This is a genomic window from Vibrio sp. SALL6 (assembly GCF_002002385.1).
GTDB lineage: Bacteria > Pseudomonadota > Gammaproteobacteria > Enterobacterales > Vibrionaceae > Vibrio > Vibrio parahaemolyticus.
In genome coordinates this window covers 20,624-39,772 of record NZ_MQVK01000028.1, presented here as the reverse complement: position 1 = coordinate 39,772, position 19,149 = coordinate 20,624, and the positions used below count along the sequence as shown (strand labels likewise).

Here is a 19,149-nt window from a genome sequence, read left to right as displayed (position 1 = left end):
GTGGGAGGTTTTTGTATTTCTGTTTTGGCGTTAAATCGCTTCTTCTTTTGGTGGCGTAATATCTTGCACGTTTTCACCGTCAAAGTTTTCAGCGTAACCTTTTGGCGGTGGCGTCCAGCCACGTTCAGAACGCGATAACTTATCGTGACGATCTTTGCGCATCTCTTCCGCCATTTTCTCTTCGAGCTGGATGAATAGCTCGCGGAAGTTGTTATCGAAGCGCTCACCTTCCGAATCGTCTTCCCACGCTTGATATAACATTTCAGATTTACGAGCTTCTACGCGCTTGTAAGTGTCTTTTTGCTGTTCAACAAAGAATGGGTGAATGCCCAACGCTTTCATGGCATGTCCACCCATTTCCAGTGCCGAGTGATAAGTTTCCGATTCAATCACATCTGCGCCAGCTTGACGTAACAAGTAACCATGACCGCGGTCGAAAGCACGTGCGATGATTTTCACTTTCGGGTACGTGTGCTTCACGTATTTCACCAGTTCCACACTCGATTCTTGGTTATCAATCGCGACGACCAACGCAGCCGCATGCTCGATACCTGCCGTGTGCAGCATATCTGGTCGGGTTGCGTCACCAAAATAGGCACGAGTGCCAATCTGGCGCATGTTATCGACTTGGTTGGCTTGATGGTCAAGCACTACAGTTGTTACGCCGTTCGATACTAATAGGCGATTCACAATCTGACCAAAGCGGCCAATACCAGCAATGATGACTGTGCCTGTTTCTTCAATCGTATCACTTTCGCGTTCATTCGATTGGGTTTCAAAGCGAGGCAAAATCACCCGATCAAACAGAATGAACAAGCCCGGGGTCAGGAACATTGAAATCGCAACCACCAGTGCAAGAGTTTGCGAAAGTTCAAACGGAATGACGTGGTTTTGCACAGAGAAGCTTAGCAACACAAAACCAAATTCACCCGCTTGAGCCAAGCTTAGGGTAAACAGCCAGCGGTTGCTACCTTTCACTCTAAATATCAGCGCGAGAATAAACAGCACCAAGGCTTTCAATACCATCACGCCAATGGTCAGCGCCATGATCAGCCAGAAATCACCAAATAGAACCGAGAAGTTGATTCCCGCGCCAACGGTAATAAAGAACAGACCCAGCAATAAACCTTTAAATGGTTCGATGTTGGACTCTAACTCGTGGCGGAATTCACTGTTCGCCAATACAACGCCAGCCAAGAAGGTTCCAAGCGCAGGAGACAAGCCCACTAAACTCATCAGCGCAGCGATGCCAATCACCAGCATGAGCGCGGTCGCCGTAAAGATTTCGCGCAAACCAGAGCTCGCCACGTACTTAAGTAACGGGCGGCTTAAAAAGTGTCCGCCAACCACAACAATTGCAATCGATGCAGTGATGACAATACCGTACGCCCAGCCCGGCAAATCGGCCACGAGGTTTAAATCGTCATGATGCTGCGCAGCAGTTTGAACGGCATTTTGTGCTTGTTCGACTAACTCCGGCAGGGCCAACAATGGAATAAAGGCCAACATCGGGATAACAGCGATATCTTGAAAGAGCAGAACAGAAAATGCGTTTTTACCACCTTCTGTTTTGGTTAGCCCTTTTTCGCTAAAGGTTTGCAGCACAATGGCGGTTGATGATAGTGCAAAAATCAGGCCAATCGCCAGAGCAATCGTCCAAGGCTGCTCAAAGTACAAGGCGATACCCATAATCGCGGCGACAGTGCCGCCAACTTGCAAGCCACCTAACCCCATCAAGCGATTACGCATCGCCCACAGCATTTTAGGTTCGAGTTCTAAACCAACAAGGAACAGCATCATTACAACGCCAAATTCCGCAAAATGTTGGATGGTTGTGGTCTCTTCGCCTACTAGGCCGATGATTGGGCCAATCACCACGCCGGCAATTAGGTAGCCCAGCACAGAGCCTAAACCTAAGCGTTTTGCTAGCGGAACCGCGATAACGGCGGCTACAAGGTACACAAAGGCTTGTAAGAATATTCCTGTCATGACGCCTCCTTGATGAGCTCCGGCAATGCACTGTTAAGTTTAATGAGCGAAGCGGCGGCCTCGACATCCAATCGGTCTTCGACCAGCGCCGTTAAGAGCTTTTTATAGCGTTCAATATGACGCGGGATACGACCTTCTTCGGCTGCGGTACGCGAACCAAACAAAGCAAGAGGCGCAATATAGTGCATGCCCGTGAGTGCGGACATTTGCTCGATAGGAGCGAGCAGTTCCCGAATCGTAAAATGGTTGTAGCCTTCGGCTTTGTAGGCTTCTTCTTTGCCGCCGGCAGAAAGCACGCACAGCATGGTTTTGCCTTGCAGTTCGGTTCCTTCGGTGCCGTATGCAAAGCCGTATTCCAACACCAAATCTTGCCATTCTTTCAAAATCGCTGGTGTTGAGTACCAGTAAAGCGGAAATTGGAAAATCACCACATCATGTTCACGAAGGCGTTGTTGTTCTCGGTCGATATTGATGTTGAAACGAGGGTACTCACCGTACAAGTCAACGCATGTCACGCCTTCGATTTTTTGAGCTTCTTTGAAAAGTGGAGTATTCACTTCTGAACGATGCTGGGAAGGATGAGCAAAGAGAATCAGTACTTTTTTATTTGTCATAGGGATCCTTGCTTTCAGCATGGCCTTATCCGAATGGAGAAGGTGGGTGAAGAGACTGACGCGCTATGTCCGTCTCGGTCAGTTACAAAATGTAACGCATAAACGTTAACCTATCTACCATGTAGGAATAGATAAACTGATGAAGTATTAATAAAAAACCACCAAACAGGTTGGTGGTTTTATAAAATGAGACAATATCTCTGAGCCCTTGAGGCTATTTCATGATCACGCCAATTTATTCGTGAATAGGCACCACTAAAATATCAACGGGTGATTTGTTGATTAGGTGTCTTGAGTAAGAAATGATTTTGCTCCAGAAATCTTGGTGGTGACCACAAATCAACAGATCCACTTCTTGTTCTTTAATGGTGACTTCCAATTTATCAGCCAAATCACCCGTGCCTACAAAGAAATGTTTAAGTGGGTAGTCCATATAATCACTGAATGTTCTTAAACATTCCATTGAATGCTCATTCAACGGCCTTTGATCCGGGTTCTCTTTAATGTCTACAAGCTCGCGATAGATTTCTCCGTGCGTACCATCAATATGGATAAAGGAGATATCGGAGTCGAGATAGTTTGCCATTGATACCGCTCTGTCGATAAGCACGGTGCTTTCATCTGACAGTTCGAGTGCAACAAGGATATGTTTGTATTTCATAACCACGCCCTTATGTGGATTATCTTTACCCTAAGCATAGTATGGCTTGGGCAAAAATTGTGTTGATAAGATCTCGAAATTGTTCAAAGTTTTGTTAAAAAGTTAATACGATATAACAACTTGCTGTGAAACTTTCTCTTTGTACTCATTTGGTTAGAAAGCTTGCTTTTTGAACAAAAAAGCCGCTACACTCTGCGCATCATTTCTCTAGGAGATTACGCCAACATGAAGAACTAAACCTGTCATCCATATTTTTACTTATTTTTTGGATCAGCAGGGTTAGTAGGCGTAGCTCACTTTCCGATATTTCTTTGCAACAAGACAAATTTTTTATTTGACGTTTATCGTCGAGCTTTACATAAAGCTTAATGCGTTTGTGCACGCGTTTTGTTGCAATCTCAAATCATAGCTACGGCTGTTGTCCCTGTCATACAGGAGGCAAATTATGCCAGTTTTACAAGCTTTTAATGTTAGCCATCAGTTTGATAATGGCGAGACGCTATTCCAGTCTATTTCTTGTTCCATGACTAAACGACGTGTTGGTTTGGTTGGGCGCAATGGCATCGGTAAGTCGCTTTTGGCTTCCATTTTGTCGGGCGAAACTCAGCCTGCCAGCGGTGTTGTGACTTATCCCTCTTCTTTCATGATGTATCGCCAGCAGCCGTCTGATTTGCTTTCAGGTCAGCAATCGATCGCCCAGTTTCTGGGAACAGACTCGGTCTTGCATGCTTTAAAGCAGATTGAACAAGGTGATGTTTCTGAGCATTGGTTCGAACTGGTTGGCGAACAGTGGGATATTGAACAGAAACTCAAACAGCGGCTTGCTGCGATGGGCTTGCCGCAAGACCCTGATTTCTCTTGTGCTCGGCTCAGTGGGGGGCAGTTGGCGCGTTTGCAGTTATGGCAATTGTTTGAAAACGAAGCGGAGCTTTTGATTCTCGATGAGCCATCCAATCACCTCGATACCGAGGCGAAACAATGGTTGATAGAGTCTATGAAGCATTTCGGTGGCGCGATTTTACTCATCAGTCACGATCGCGAGCTGCTGCGAGAGATGGAGGAAATTTGGGAACTCTCGGGCCTAGGCTTACAGGTTTTTGGTGGAAATTACGATGTGTATACCGAGCAAAAACGCACTGAGCTACAAGCGGTCGAAAGGCAGTTAGCGCAGGTCGATAAACACAAAAAACGGTTAGCTGAGCAAGCCCAGAAAAATCGCGAAAAAGCAGACCAACGCGCCGCGCAAGGGAACAAACTGCGCAAAGACGGCAGTCAGCCCAAAATTTTGCTTGATGGCAAAAAGGATAGCGCGACCGCCAGCGCCTCAAATCGCAATAAGAATGAGCAACTCAGACAAGTGCATTTACAAGCCAAAGAGCGGGCGTTGCAATCGCGACATGAGCAGCTCAAAGCGCAAAAGCTTTATCTTGCCGATAATCCGAACCGTTCGCGAAAAGTGTTGTCGATACAAGAAGGTATATTGCCTTTTGGAGATTCTACTCCTATCACTTTGCAGATTTTTGCGAACGATAAAGTCCATCTCAAAGGGAAAAATGGCTGCGGAAAGTCAACCTTGTTAAAGACGTTGCTTGGCGAGTTGTCGTTGCTGAGTGGTGAGCTGCAAGTGAATACCCCCTTGTATTATCTCGACCAACACTTTGGCGCAGTGAATCCAAATCTTTCGTTACTTGAGAACGTAATGGAGACCTGCCAAGAGATGACGGAAAGTGAAGCGAGAACCTTATTGGCGGGGATCGGTTTTCGTCGAGACGCTGTGTTTCGGTTGGGATGCGTACTAAGCGGTGGCGAGAAGATGAAGCTCGCAATGCTGATCGTCAGCCATCAACACTCCCAGCCTTTGCTGCTGCTCGATGAACCAGATAACCATCTCGATCTCGAGTCAAAAGTAATGCTTAGTCAGGCGTTAAATGTATACAAAGGTGGATTTGTTCTGATTAGTCACGACCAAGATTTCGCTTCTGAGTCTGGGGTTTTGCGCCAAATCGAGCTGACTTAGACGAAAGAGAGTAAACGCCATCGTAGCTCTTAAGTGTTGTTCCCAAGTTCTACACTTCCACTTACTGGTTTGTAGAACTGGCAGGAAATGAGGGAGTTAGGATGGCTTTCACAACTCGTTTAATGAAATTAGATTCATTTTGTCGATATATAGTAGAGTTCTGATGTATTGCACAAAAAGACAACAGAAAAATAAAAAGGAATTTCATGAAAAAGAACACCCTAGCACTCGCAACGGCTCTCGCACTCGGAAGTGTGTTGTCTGTGGCGCATGCAAATGAAGCGGCGCAATCGTCGGTTGAACAGGTAACCCCGAAAGCCATCACGTATCCAACCACACAAAAAGTGGATGTTGTCGATGACTACTTTGGTACAAAAGTGAGTGATCCTTATCGCTGGTTGGAAGACGATCTCAGCCCAGAAACCGCAGAATGGGTGAAGGCACAAAATGCAGTGACGTTTGATTATCTGTCGAAAATCCCTTACCGCGAGCAGATTGAAGAGCGTATTACTAAGCTCATGGATTACGAAAAGCAAAGCCAACCGTTCAAAGAGGGTAAGTTCACTTATTTCTACAAAAATGACGGGTTACAAAACCAAGATGTGCTTTATCGGCAGTTAGGTGGTGGTGAAGCAGAAATTTTTCTCGATCCAAATACTTTTAGTGAGGATGGCACCACGTCGTTAGCGGGAGTGAGCTTTTCACGAGACGGTTCTTTGGTCGCATACAGCATTTCGGAAGGCGGTAGCGATTGGCGCAAAGTCATTGTGTTAGACACAGAAACCAAAAAGCCAGTCGGTGAAACGCTGGTGGATATTAAGTTCAGCGGCATCAGTTGGCTCGGCAATCAAGGTTTCTATTACTCAAGTTATGACAAGCCACAGGGGAGTGAACTCTCCGCGAAGACAGATCAACACAAACTCTACTTTCATAAACTTGGAACGAAGCAAAGTGAAGACCAGCTGATTTTCGGCGGCTTTGAGGAAGAGAAATACCGTTATGTTGGCGGCTATACGTCGGATGATGAACGCTACTTGTTTATCTCAGCCAGCGTATCGACATCGGGTAACAAACTGTTCTTTAAAGATCTGAGTAAGCCAAACAGCCCGCTAAAAACCATTTTAGATAACACCAGTTCTGATACTTGGGTAATAGACAACCAAGGCACGAAGCTGTACTTGGTTACGAACCTTAATGCGCCGAACAAACGCGTCGTGACGGTGGATGCGAGTCAGCCGCAGCCCAAAAACTGGAAAGATTTGGTCCCTGAAACAAAGAACGTGTTACGTGTTTCTACCGCGGGTGGCAACTTGTTTGCGAGTTATATTGTTGATGCGATCTCGATGGTGAAGCAATACGACATGAACGGTAAACTCATTCGAGAAATCAAATTGCCTGATATTGGCAGCGCATACGGTTTCTCGGGTAAAAAAGATGAAACCGAAGTCTACTATTCTTTCACCAACTACAAGATGCCCAGCACTACGTATCGTCTGAACATCAAAGATGGTGATAGCGAGGTGTACTACAAATCTAAAGCGCCATTTGATCCAGCTTTGTATGAATCTCGCCAAGTGTTTTACACCTCAAAAGACGGAACAAAAGTGCCTATGATCATCACCTATAAAAAAGGGACACCGATGGACGGCAGTGCACCAACCATCCTATATGGTTATGGTGGTTTCAACATCAGCCTCACACCATCTTTTAACCCGACACGTGCGGCTTGGTTGGAGCTTGGTGGTGTTTACGCGGTAGCGAACATTCGTGGCGGTGGGGAGTATGGTAAAGAGTGGCACAACGCTGGCATTCAAATGCAAAAGCAAAATGTGTTTGATGACTTTATTGCGGCGGCTGAATTTCTAATTGATGAAAAGGTAACGTCATCAAACAAGTTAGCCATTAACGGTGGATCGAATGGTGGCTTGTTAGTGGGGGCAGTTATGACGCAACGTCCAGAGCTGTTTAAAGTGGCGCTGCCAGCAGTCGGCGTACTGGACATGCTGCGTTATCATACTTTTACCGCAGGTGCTGGTTGGGCGTATGACTACGGTACGGCAGAGCAAAGTAAAGAGATGTTCCAATATCTGAAAGGTTATTCGCCAGTGCACAATGTAAAAGCGGGGGTGGAATACCCAGCAACATTGATTACAACGGGTGATCATGATGATCGTGTTGTTCCTGCTCACTCTTACAAATTTGCTGCTGAGTTGCAGTCAAAACAGGCGGGTTCAAATCCGACCTTGATTCGCATCGAAACCAATGCAGGACATGGTGCTGGCACACCAACGCGTAAAATAATTGAGACAAATGCAGATATTTATAGCTTTGCACTGTTCAATATGGGGATAGAGAAACTGCAATAGTGCGAATCGTTTGCGTTTTTAGTTAACGAAATGCATTGGTGCTTTTGCACTCGAAAATAAAAGGAGATCACAGAGTGTGATTTCCTTTCAATTTATTGTGGAGTAACTATTCTAAATTGACCGCAAGGCTAATTAAATTAAGGTATTTGCAATTTATTACAACTCTCTTCTTTACCTGAAGAGTAATATACGATACAAATAAAACTTGATCGCGATCACCTAACACCATTGCACTCCTTATTTATATGGTAAATTTAATTAATCATTTGTTCTAATGATAATTGAATTTTCATAAGTTTTAATATTCCCTTCTTCGTAAAGCTTACCAAATTTCAAGTTATATAAGATATAAGTAGCAGTGATTGAACTTTTACGACGCTTTATTTTATTTTAATTAAAACGTCTAATGTTTCGTCATTATTAAATTTGCTTTGATAATTTATATTATCCAAAGCGAGTTGTGTTGCTTGCTATTTATGATGACCTCATGACGTGAATAATTTTATAATCATTAAAATGGATACAGTTTTATGAATTTAGTGAAACCGTCTGTTGTTATCATGGCAGCAGCCCTTCAACTCGCGTCTTCTGCTTATGCTCAGACAAATAATGACGAAGAACTACAAGATATGTCTGACCCACTTGCGGTTTACACCCAAGCGGGCTTTGGTATTACTGACAAAGGCGCGAACATCAAAATCGGTCAAACTTACCAATCTAGCCAGCCTGGCACCATGGCGATGAACATCATCGAAATGAAAGGCATTGGTGGTGAGCTATTTGGCATTCGCGACAATGACGATCCAATGTATGCCAATGTTGATGATAGCATTGACTCTTTCCGACTACGTAATTTCCAAGTAGAAGTCGCAAAAGGTCTAGGCCGTCAATTGGATGTAAACTACGATGTTGATAACGATAAATTAGATGCATCTTACAGCTTTATTCAAGGCCTACCTAAGTTTGGTATGTTGCAGTTATTTCCTTTGGCTGGTGCGGGTGTCACTATTGCTAATGATTTTAGTGGTGATGACAAAGGTTATGAAATTCCAGGTACTTTCACCGTTGTCGGTATGTACTCAAAAATTGAATTAACCGACAAAATCTGGATTAACTACAACCCAATGTATATGCATACATTGTCAGGGTCTAGTCAATATAAAGATACTTATTACGCGGGTGAAGATAATATCTTAACTCATGAGTTTGCGTTGTCTTATCAAATTAATCCTCGCGCAAATATTCGCTACTTTGCAAACTGGAATGAGCACGTTAATTTCGGTGATGGTGATCACCGTATCGAATTTAACTACCAATTCTAACTCCCTCGTTTATTTCCAGAATAGAAAGTGTGTTTATCCATATATTTAAATATTTAGGATAGGGCACTTTCTACATAAAGTAGGTTTATCATGAAAGCCAAATATAAATTTGCGTTGGTATCTATTGCTATATCTTCTGCATTACTATCAGGATGCAAAACTGGCGATATCGCAACGAAAACTGCCCAAGCACCCTCTGTTGAAACCGTTACTCTAACCGAAACAAAAATCACTCCTTATCATACTTTTATCGGTCGAACTGAAGCGGTAAATGACGTTGATATTATGCCTCGAGTCGGTGGCGAATTAACCGCGATTCATTTTAAAGATGGCGATATGGTCGAAAAAGGCCAATTGCTGTTTGAAATCGACGACCGTCCTTACAAAGCGGCACTGGCGTATGCAAAAGCGTCGTTGCAAAAAGCAAAAGCACAACTCGTTCAAACTACGCGTGATGCAGAACGTGTGAAGAAACTCATCAAAGATAAAAGCATCAGTGAGCAGCAATACGATGACGCCATTGCTGCGCACGCCGCAGCGATTGCTTCGGTAGAAGAGGCGAAAGCGACGCTGGTTTCAGCAAGGCTCGATCTTGAATTTAGCTCTGTGCGTGCTCCTTTCTCTGGCCGCGTGGGTTTCAGCAACTTCCGAGTGGGTGACCGTATTTCGAAAATTCAACTCGTTCCTCTTGTTTCGATCACTCAAATCGACCCAATTCGCTTTGGCTTTGATGTGGATGAGAAGCTCTACCGCCGCGTAAGAAGTGCGATTGATGTGGCTCATCGTAACGATGACAAACTGGATGTTGATTTAACACTGACGCTTTCAGACGGTTCATTGTATCCGCTTGATGGCAAGATCTACGCCGTTGGCAATAAGATCGATTTAGAAACAGGCTCAATTCGAGCAGAAGCACAATTCGATAATCCAACTTACGCGCTTATGCCGGGTGAATATGGCAACTTGACCATCAAGCTGCGCAACAAAACCATTGATGGTTTGCTTATCCCATCGGCGGCTGTTCAACAAGACCAAGCGGGTGACTACGTCATGGTGGTTGGTGATGATCACGTGGTGTCTCGTCGTAACGTTGAACTCGGTCAGACCTACGGTGTGAAACGTGCTGTGCTGACTGGTTTGGCGGCTAACGAAAAAGTCATCGTCAATGGTCTTCAAAAAGTGCGTCCGGGTGCAACGGTGAAAGACGTTGAACTACAGAGTGAACAAGGCTGAGTGAGTACTGATGTTAAGTAAATTTTTCATTCACCGGCCGAAGTTTGCTTTGGTGATCTCACTGGCGATGACATTGATGGGTATGATCGCCCTGAAAGTCTTGCCAATTTCTGAGTATCCTCAAATCTCTCCAACGGTAATTACGGTGAGCACCATGTATCCGGGTGCAAACGCGGACGTGGTTAAAAAGACGGTAGCACAACCGATAGAAGCCAAAGTCAACGGCGTTGAAGACATGATTTACATGTCTTCTGTGATTGGTAACGATGGCTCATACACATTGCGTATTTACTTCCGAGTGGGCGCAGATGGCGATATGGCACAGGTTCGTGTGAACAACTTGGTGGCACAGGCGACGTCGTCTCTACCACAAGAAGTAAACCAAATCGGTGTGACGGTTAAGAAGAAATCTTCCGACATGCTGGGCGTTATCACACTGCGTTCTCCGAAACAGTCTTACGACAGTATCTACCTTTCTAATTACGCGGATCTCAATATCGTTGAGCGTCTAAAACGTATCGAAGGTATGAGTGACATTACGCTGCTGGGTAAGAAAGACTACTCAATGCGTATTTGGTTGAACCCAAATAAATTGGCCACCTTGAAGCTTTCTGCTAGCGATGTTATCGGCGCAATTAAAACGCAAAACATCCAAGTGGCGGCGGGTAAGATCGGTGGTATGCCAGCTCCGGGTGACCAGCAATATCAATATGTTTTGCAAACCAAAGGCCGCCTTACTTCTGCGGAAGAGTTCGAGAACATCATCATCCGTGCGAGCAAGAAAGGTTCTTTGATTCGCTTGAAAGATGTGGCTCGTGTCGAAGTTGGCGCACAAGGTTACGAAGCTGATGGTCGTATGAATAACGAACCAGCCGCCGTTCTGGCCTTGTACCAGTTGCCGACAGCGAACGCGCTAGACGTGATGGAACGCGTGAAAGAGGCAATGAAAGAGTACGAGAAATCGTTCCCAGATGATTTGGTCTACGACATCGCTTATGACTCTACCGAATACGTAGAGACATCGATTGATGAAGTGTACGAGACGCTGGTGATTGCGGTACTTCTTGTAACCTTCGTTGTGTACGTTTTCTTGCAGAACTGGCGAGCGACCATCATTCCAACCTTAGCGATTCCGGTTTCCATCATTGCGACGTTCGCAATCATGGGCGTGATGGGCATGACCATCAACACCATTTCGTTGTTTGGCTTGATCCTCGCCATCGGTATCGTGGTGGACGATGCGATCATCGTGGTAGAGAACGTGGAGCGGGTTATCCATGAAGAGCATTTAGACCCGATTCCGGCCACGATCCAAGCTATGAAAGAAGTGACGGGGCCAGTATTGGCAACAACGCTTATTTTGTTGGCGGTATTCGTACCGGTTGCGCTATTGCCGGGTATTTCTGGTCGAATGTTCAACCAGTTCGCGGTCACCATCTGTGTGTCGGTGCTGATCTCTGCGATCAACGCATTAACGTTAACGCCAGCGCTTTGTGCGTTGATGTTGAAATCTACTCACTCGCAACCTATTGCGCCTTTGCGTGCGTTTAACCGAGGTTTTGAAGCAATAACGCGCAAATACCAAGGTTTAGTTGGCTTCTTGAGCCGCCGCATTGTGCTGAGTATCGGTGTGTATGGCGCGCTTATTGCGGTGCTGGCATTTGCGTTCATGACCGTACCTTCTTCTTTCGTACCAAACGAAGATAAAGGCGTGTTCATGGTCGAAATGCGTTTGCCAGACGCAGCAGCATTGCAGCGTACTGCACCATTAATGAAAAAGTACGTTGATGAGCTAAAACAGATGGAAGGTGTGGAGAACGTGGTTTCGGTTGCAGGCTTCTCGGTAATTAACATGGCGTCGATTCCAAACTCGGGCATGTTGATCATCAAACTGGATAACTGGAGCAAACGTAAAGACCCTGAGTTACACCAACGCGCATTGATGAATAAAGTTAACCAAATGCTGAACTCAACGCCAGATGCCGCTTCGTTCGTTTTCGCGACGCCGGCAATCAAAGGCATGGGTGCGGTGGATGGTTTCAACCTTGTGCTGCAAGACAACTTGGGCCGTTCTCCACAAGAGTTGGCAAAAACAACCGCTGATTTTGTTGCCCAAATCAATCAACTGCCTGAAGTGGCGCGTGCGTTCTCGATTTTCCGTGCGAACATTCCGCAACGTTACATCGATATTGACCGCGATAAAGCGATTTCGATGGGCGTACCGTTGAATGAAATCTTCAGCACACTGCAAGCGCAGTTGGGCGGTGCCTACATTTCTGACTTCAACTTGTTTGGTCGTTCGTACCAAGTGAAAGTGCAAGCAGAAGAGCAATACCGTGACAACATCGACGACATCGACCATCTGTTTGTTCGCTCAAGCTCTGGAAAAATGGTGTCACTGGCAACGCTAGTGAAAGTGAAGCCGATCTTCGGCCCAGATACCTTGTCGAACTACAACATGTTCAGTTCTGCAACCGTGAACGGTGCGCCAGCGCCAGGTTACAGCTCGGGTGATGTTGTAAAAGCCATTGAAAAACTGGCTGCGGAATCTTTGCCAAGTGGTTACTCGTACGAGTGGTCAGGCATGACTTACCAAGAGATGAAAGCAGGCAACATGGCGCCAATCGCGTTCGCATTGTCTTTGCTGTTCACCTACTTGTTCTTGGTGGCTCAGTACGAAAGTTGGACTATTCCTGCTGCGGTAATGATGGCGGTTCCAGTCGCTATTCTCGGCGCAATGGGCACGCTACTGCTGGTGGGGCAACCGTTCGATTTGTACGTGCAGATTGGTGTGGTCATCTTGATCGGTATGTCCGCCAAAGTGGCGATTCTTATCGTGGAATTTGCCAAAGTTCTGCGAGAAGAAAAGGGCTTATCCATCATTGATGCTGCCAAAGAAGCTGCTCGAATCCGTTTCCGTGCAGTACAGATGACCGCATTCGCCTTCATCTGGGGGGTATTCCCGTTGGTGATTGCATCTGGTGCTGGTGCGGCATCTCGTCACTCACTGGGCTTTGCGGTATTCGGCGGCATGATTCTCTCTACGTTTGTAGGCACGTTGCTGACGCCGGTGTTCTTCGTGATGATGCAATCTCTGCGCGAGAAGTTTAAGCGAAAGAAACCCACTGAACTTGAGGTGAGCGAGCAATAACGCTGATTTCAACCGACTGACTCCACAACACCCCCACGCTGTGTGCGATTGGCCAATGCCTTTCATTGATATACAACCACCGTCGCAGCGTGGGTTCCCCTAACAATAATAGGTTTTAACATGAAAAATCTTTCAAAAATCGTCGTAGCGAGCTCTCTACTGACGTGTGCTGCTGCGCAAGCGGGTGGGTTATACCTTTACGAAACAACAGCATCGGATATTGGTTTGGCATCCGCTGGTATGGCGGCTCGTGCGCAAGATGCTTCAGTAATGGCAGCAAACCCGGCTGGTCTGGCGAATGTTTCTGGTAAATCTTTCTCTGGTAACCTGATTGGCCTTTACGGTGACGCGCAACTAGACACGATGACTGGCGATGCGGGCAACGTGATTGGTTTTGTTCCTATGGCGTCGGCATTTTACAGCCAACAAGTAAACGACAAATGGACGCTGGGTATTGGTCTGTATGGCAACTACGGTCTTGGCCTCGAGTACGAAGGTCTTTTGGGTGATCATTTAGATATTCCTACAGCAACGACGCAAGCCTTGACCATTCAACCTTCCGCTTCTTACCGCATCAATGATCACTGGTCTGTGGGTGCGGCGCTTGGCATTCAGTATGGTATGTATGAAGTGGAAACGAAGGGATCCTTGAACTTCAATGACGAAGACCAAGATACTCAGCTCAACGGCCGAGTAGGTGTGCTTTATGAGGCAACACCAGGCACGCGTCTTGGTCTGTCTTACTCTTCTGAAACCGAATTTGAATTCGACAATAGCAACTCCATTGCTCCGCAACAACTGATCTTCAGTGCTTACCATGAAGTGAATGATGACCTAGCGGTGATGTGGAACGTGAACTGGCAAGACTGGAGCGAATACACAACCACGCTTAAGGCTGCAGATTTGGTCGATGTAGAGACACAAGACACTTACCAAATCGCATTGGGTACTCAGTACAAACTGAATGAAAAAATGATGTGGAATGCAGGTTTTGCATTCGATACCAGCATGTATGAAAGCCAATCAAACGGTGACATTACCGTTCCTACTGGCAAGGCGTACCGCATTGGCACAGGCATTGATTACAAATTGGATTCAGAAAACTCAATTGGTTTCGCGTTTGAAGCGGTCTTGATGGAATCGTCAGAAACGCCACGCTTACAAGCTGGTTTTGATGAGCCTGCTCTGTACTTCATGAGCATGAGCTACAACTGGAAAAACTAATCATTCCTAATCGCTAAAACGCCTTCCTTACAGGCCATTCTACCCTAACTACCTGCACTGGATGCTGTCACGCCATCTAAGGTAGTTAGGGCGCTTCTGTCACATCCAGTGAGTGATGATTCAAAAAGTATCTGCGCAGCTAAGTGCGGGTATTCAACATCTCAAAGGACTAAAAAATGAAAAATAAACTAGCGTTAGTGTGTACGACTTTGTTGGTCAGTACGCTGGCTCATGGTGCCGAGCATCGAGTAAAAGACAATAAAAACAAGTTGGCAGATGACCCAACAAAAGTCATCACGAAATTTGGCGCGTCGTACGCAAACAACTACGATTTTGATGATCAAAACATCTCATTCTCGGGCTCACTTGCGCTTGACCAAGCGCGCAAAATCAACTTGCGTATCAATGATGATGCGAGCGAGTGGCGTATTGGTGGCTCGTGGTTGTTTCCGGTCGGTATCGTGAACTTCAACTTCGGTAAAAATGAATACGTAAACGGCGCGGATCAAACCAACTACAGCGTTGGTACCTTTATGCCGCTAAGTTATTTCGGGATTGAGCCAGCAGGCTTCCAAATTTTCCCAATGGCAGGCTATACGTACAACACTGGTGATGTTCCTGTTTGTGACGGTGCAGAAAGTAGCCACTGTAGCGAGCCTAACTTTACGGGCACTCCAAGTGCAGAGAATGGCTTCAATATGATGAGCTCTTCAGGCAGTAGCGGTTACGTTGGTGCATTTGCGCTGAAATCGTTTACCAAAGAACTGACGTTAATCAGCTTCGCCGCGGGCACTTACGGCTCAGAAAACAGTGAAGGAGAGAACTACAAAGGCTTCTTTGGTGGTATCGGCCTTGGTTACCTTGTGAACAAACGCCACTCGTTTAACGTAATGACGTTTGTCATGGACAACAACACCTATCTGGATGAAGCAGACAAGCGTGTTGCGGTATCGTACCAATATCAATTTGAATAATGGAAACACAGCGCTAATGCGTTTGTGACGTCCAGTCCGTCAACACAATCTAGCCTGTGATTCGAGCGTGTCACTGACATTATTTCAGCCCTTGCTCAGCGATGAATACTGAGGAAATTCTCTAGCAGCAATGCGAGAGATAGCACAGCATGAATAACGCCAGTGATAACGTTCAATCGGTTTACGCTTGTTCTTCAATACTCTTCTGGTATTGATGTTTCAAAACGTACATGCGCTTCACGTCACGATAGCTGCCATTAATGAAGTACTCTTCGATAAGATGGCCTTCCTCAATAAAGCCGCACTTTTTATACAGATGGATGGCAACTTCGTTCTCAACCGCAACCAATAGGTAGATTTTGCGTAAGTTAAGGATGGAGAAAGAGTAATCCAATGCGCGATGAATCATTTCCATCGCATAACCACGGCCTTGATGGTCTGGCGCGATGATGATTTGAAATTCCGCACTGCGGTGGATGTAGTTGATTTCAATCAGCTCCACCAAACCAATCAAAATGCCGTCAGCGTCTTCAACGACAAAGCGTCGTTCTGCGTCATCGTGAATGTGTTTGCGGTAAAGTTCTTCGAGTTCGTCATAGGACTCATAAGGTTCTTCAAACCAGTAGGCCATGATATTGCGATTGTTGTTGAGTTCGTGGATAAAACGCAAATCAGAGCGTTCTAACGCACGCATTTTTAGGCCTTTTTTCATCCTGCTTCTCCAATGAGTGGGAGGGGAAATCCTCCCCGGTTGATGCTAGAAAATCTTAACGTATCTTAGGGAAAACACCTCGCATATTTTCATCAACTTTGTCATTTGTATCAACGGATATTTGACCTGCGTCAAACTTTGTAAGTTGCTAAAATCATTAATAATACTCGTTAATCCAGACGATAAAAAAGCTGATTAGTAAGGGAGGCTGATTTCATATTAAATACCGCGCAACGACTTCGTGTCTTAATCTAAACAAACAAGGTATTCAATATGTTTTCAATCGGTGACGTAGTAGTAGCGACTAAAGGTGTCGAGCAAGGCGAAATGGTTGTTACAGGTTTAAGCAGCGGCGGTTTTTACGCTCACGTTAAAGCTGGCGAAAAGACGCTAACTTACCCTGCTAAAGATCTTAAGAAAGCATAATTCAATTTGCTGACTTCTTAATCCCAAGTCAGCGCAAGGTGATTCACTCCTCATCTTGAATTTACTTGGGAATCGCAAAGGTAGCGCATCAGTCGCTACCTTTTTTATTGTTGATTCATCATCTCACTCATTGCTCATTCGATACGCCTTGATGCTCGCTGTGGTTGATTTCTACGCGATTTCTCCCGGTTTCTTTCGCTTTGTATAACGCTAAATCAGCACGTTTCACTAACGGCTCAAAAGAATCATCCAAGCCACACACTTGAGTTACCCCAATACTGGCGGTGAATGTCATATCACGCCCTGAATATCGAATCGTCGTGGTTTCTAAGGCATTTCGGATGGTTTCTAACGTATCCACTGCTTCTTGAGAAGAGCGGCTTCTCAGGACGATAGCAAACTCTTCACCACCGACACGAGCAAGCAGGTCGCATTCTCGTAAATGCCCTTTAATGGTATTGGCAGCATGGATGAGAGATTTGTCGCCAGCGTCGTGCCCGAACTTGTCATTCAGTTTTTTAAAGTTATCTAAATCCAAAATCGCGACGTGGAATTTGATCCCTTGCGTGCGAAATTCAGAAAGGCGATGCTCAATTTGACGCATGAACTCTCTGCGGTTTGGAATGCCAGTAAGATCGTCTGTGGTGGCGAGGTGCTCCATTTTCATGATCTGAATATGCAGTGCAATGTTCAACGCTATCCAGTTGGCAATGCATTGCAACTGTGCTGCTTGTTCCTTGGTATAAAAATGGGTTTGATGATGCGCGACGTTAAGCGTGCCCAAGCACATTTGACCATGCATCAGCGGCGCATCCATACACGTGCCCATACCGCTGGAGGTCAACATGACGCAATCTAGCTCGTCGGATTGAGAAACGTCGTCACAAATGATCAGTTGTTGGTTTTTGAACACACGCCCGACGAAGGCTTGATCAATCGGCACGAGAAAATCGGCAGGAATCGCTTTATTGCCGGAAAAAGAGTAGACCTTGAGGTAGTCACTGTTTTCGTACAGCGTAATGCTGGTGCGGTCAGATTCAAAAATCCGATTGATCCATTCTGCGACAGTATCGAGCACCTGCTGTAACGTCTGTGATTGAGCCAAAAAGTGAACAAAGCCGATCGGTAAACATATTGGGCTTTCCATGTTTTGCGTCGACAAGTCATTTGGGTCAAAAGTTCTTTCAAGTCTCAATAGCCATCTCCCTAGACATTCCTCTAAATGTAAACAATAAGTAACACGCAGCTATTTTCAAGAAAAATACGTTCCTTTAACAGAGTATGGTTTATTTCTCGCCACTTGTGAGTGTCAGGTTGCTTAATGTGAGCTTGAACTCATGTCTAAACCGATAATTTTTATGCCTAATTAGCAAGAGGTGACCATTCGGTAAAGCGTTGCGAAGACAGCAAGAATAAGAGAGATTTGTTAAACATTTGAGAGCGCAGGTAAGAAAAAGCCCCGCTGAATGAGAAGGGCTTGGTTGCTCGAGTTCGAGCTTAACTTTCTTTGTAGTGCTCTAAAATCAGTTGGCTGATTTGCGCGATCAGTTGATCGCGAGCTTGAAGCGAAAGGTCGGTGTCTGTGACGTAAATACTGATGTAAACCGGCTTGTAGTTGTCTTTCCAAATCATCGCGCTAATGCCGCGTGAACCGTAGTTACCTGCGCCAGAGCGGTCTGCAATCGACCAGCCTTTTGGCAGAACAGAGCGCATGAGCGAATCCGATACTTTGTTGTCTTGCATCCAGATTTTCAGCTGTGTGCGTGACTCGTAAGATAGGGCGTTATCTTCCATCAAGGTATGTAGGGTGTTTACCATGGCGTTAGGCGTTGTGGTGTCTCGCTTGTCGCCCGGTTTTGCTTCATTCAAACGGGGTTCCAATCGGTCAAGTCGCGTTGCTTTGTCGCCAATAGATCGCAAAAACAACGTGACCGCTTTAGGACCACCAATTTCATTTAGCACTAAGTTCGCGGCGGTGTTGTCGCTCATCAACATGGCGGCTTCACAAGCGTGTTCGATGCGTGTGCTTTGTCCAGCCAGTTTATCCATCACCGGAGACCAAACCACAATATTGCGTTCATCGATTTTCGCTGTGGCATTTTTGTTGAGTTTGCCGCTATCCATGTCGCTTAGCATGGTGGCACACGCTAACGTTTTGAATGTGCTCATTAATGGGAAACGTTCGTCTCCGCGATAATCCCAACGCTCGTCCGTTTGTGTATCCCAGACTGACACTCCAATTCGCCCAGATGTTTGTTTCTCGATGAGGGAGATGTCTTCGTTTAATTTGGAGGCGTAACTAACAGTTGAGCAAACCATCAGCCCAACCAACAGGAATAACTTTTTCATGCGTGGTGTTCTTCGTTCTTTTGGTTTTGATTCGCACTTTGGCGATGTTAAGCAAACTATAACGAGTGAATACTCTAACCACTGTTAAATCCCTGTCGATTTTCTGTAGGA

At 45.6% G+C, this 19,149-nt stretch carries 14 protein-coding genes; 8 read left to right on the top strand and 6 right to left on the bottom strand.

The genetic code is table 11. The annotated features are described in order from the left end of the window. Positions 1-30 precede the first annotated feature (30 nt). The 3 genes from BIW15_RS18470 to BIW15_RS18460 form a co-directional block, all read right to left on the bottom strand. Positions 31-1,989, bottom strand: a complete 1,959-nt coding sequence (locus BIW15_RS18470) for a monovalent cation:proton antiporter-2 (CPA2) family protein (RefSeq protein ID WP_005479240.1) — start codon at positions 1,987-1,989, stop codon at positions 31-33. Beyond that, the gene (locus BIW15_RS18465; RefSeq protein ID WP_005459699.1) at positions 1,986-2,603 is read right to left on the bottom strand and encodes an NAD(P)H-dependent oxidoreductase; all 618 of its coding nucleotides are present in this window, start codon (positions 2,601-2,603) and stop codon (positions 1,986-1,988) included. Before BIW15_RS18465 ends, BIW15_RS18470 begins: the two co-directional genes overlap by 4 nt. Positions 2,604-2,838: 235 nt before the next feature. Further along, on the bottom strand, positions 2,839-3,264 hold the full coding sequence (locus tag BIW15_RS18460) for a universal stress protein (RefSeq protein WP_005459700.1): 426 nt from the start codon (positions 3,262-3,264) through the stop codon (positions 2,839-2,841). A 445-nt stretch (positions 3,265-3,709) separates the two neighbouring features. On the opposite strand from BIW15_RS18460, the gene BIW15_RS18455 reads away from it, so the two are divergent. The 7 genes from BIW15_RS18455 (at position 3,710) to BIW15_RS18425 (ending at position 15,551) form a co-directional block, all read left to right on the top strand. Beyond that, the gene (locus BIW15_RS18455) at positions 3,710-5,281 is read left to right on the top strand and encodes an ATP-binding cassette domain-containing protein (RefSeq protein ID WP_077281422.1); all 1,572 of its coding nucleotides are present in this window, start codon (positions 3,710-3,712) and stop codon (positions 5,279-5,281) included. 206 nt (positions 5,282-5,487) lie between these two features. Further along, a complete protein-coding gene (locus tag BIW15_RS18450; protein ID WP_077281421.1) occupies positions 5,488-7,647 on the top strand; it encodes a prolyl oligopeptidase family protein in 2,160 nt (719 codons plus the stop codon). 530 nt (positions 7,648-8,177) lie between these two features. Further along, on the top strand, positions 8,178-8,969 hold the full coding sequence (locus BIW15_RS18445; RefSeq protein ID WP_005479226.1) for a hypothetical protein: 792 nt from the start codon (positions 8,178-8,180) through the stop codon (positions 8,967-8,969). A gap of 90 nt (positions 8,970-9,059) precedes the next feature. Next, a complete protein-coding gene (gene vmeP / locus BIW15_RS18440; protein WP_005391278.1) occupies positions 9,060-10,202 on the top strand; it encodes an efflux RND transporter periplasmic adaptor subunit VmeP in 1,143 nt (380 codons plus the stop codon). 10 nt (positions 10,203-10,212) lie between these two features. Further along, a complete protein-coding gene (gene vmeQ / locus BIW15_RS18435; RefSeq protein ID WP_005459706.1) occupies positions 10,213-13,353 on the top strand; it encodes an efflux RND transporter permease subunit VmeQ in 3,141 nt (1,046 codons plus the stop codon). A gap of 120 nt (positions 13,354-13,473) precedes the next feature. Further along, the gene (locus BIW15_RS18430) at positions 13,474-14,577 is read left to right on the top strand and encodes an OmpP1/FadL family transporter (protein ID WP_025591626.1); all 1,104 of its coding nucleotides are present in this window, start codon (positions 13,474-13,476) and stop codon (positions 14,575-14,577) included. Positions 14,578-14,753: 176 nt separating this feature from the next. After that, positions 14,754-15,551, top strand: a complete 798-nt coding sequence (locus BIW15_RS18425) for a hypothetical protein (RefSeq protein ID WP_005459709.1) — start codon at positions 14,754-14,756, stop codon at positions 15,549-15,551. 181 nt (positions 15,552-15,732) lie between these two features. Here BIW15_RS18425 and speG read toward each other — a convergent pair whose 3' ends face one another. After that, positions 15,733-16,263: a spermidine N1-acetyltransferase gene (gene speG / locus BIW15_RS18420; protein ID WP_005459711.1), complete on the bottom strand. Its 531-nt coding sequence runs from the start codon at positions 16,261-16,263 to the stop codon at positions 15,733-15,735. A 273-nt stretch (positions 16,264-16,536) separates the two neighbouring features. Between speG and BIW15_RS18415 the strand changes: the two genes are divergently transcribed. Continuing rightward, positions 16,537-16,689 (top strand): hypothetical protein, encoded by a 153-nt coding sequence (locus tag BIW15_RS18415; RefSeq protein ID WP_005459713.1) that lies wholly within the window; start codon positions 16,537-16,539, stop codon positions 16,687-16,689. A 127-nt stretch (positions 16,690-16,816) separates the two neighbouring features. Here BIW15_RS18415 and BIW15_RS18410 read toward each other — a convergent pair whose 3' ends face one another. Together BIW15_RS18410 and BIW15_RS18405 are read right to left on the bottom strand one after the other, a co-directional pair. Further along, the gene (locus tag BIW15_RS18410) at positions 16,817-17,884 is read right to left on the bottom strand and encodes a sensor domain-containing diguanylate cyclase (RefSeq protein WP_077281420.1); all 1,068 of its coding nucleotides are present in this window, start codon (positions 17,882-17,884) and stop codon (positions 16,817-16,819) included. Between the two features lie 302 nt (positions 17,885-18,186). Further along, positions 18,187-19,038 (bottom strand): carbenicillin-hydrolyzing class A beta-lactamase CARB-18, encoded by an 852-nt coding sequence (locus tag BIW15_RS18405; RefSeq protein ID WP_005459715.1) that lies wholly within the window; start codon positions 19,036-19,038, stop codon positions 18,187-18,189. Positions 19,039-19,149: the final 111 nt, after the last annotated feature.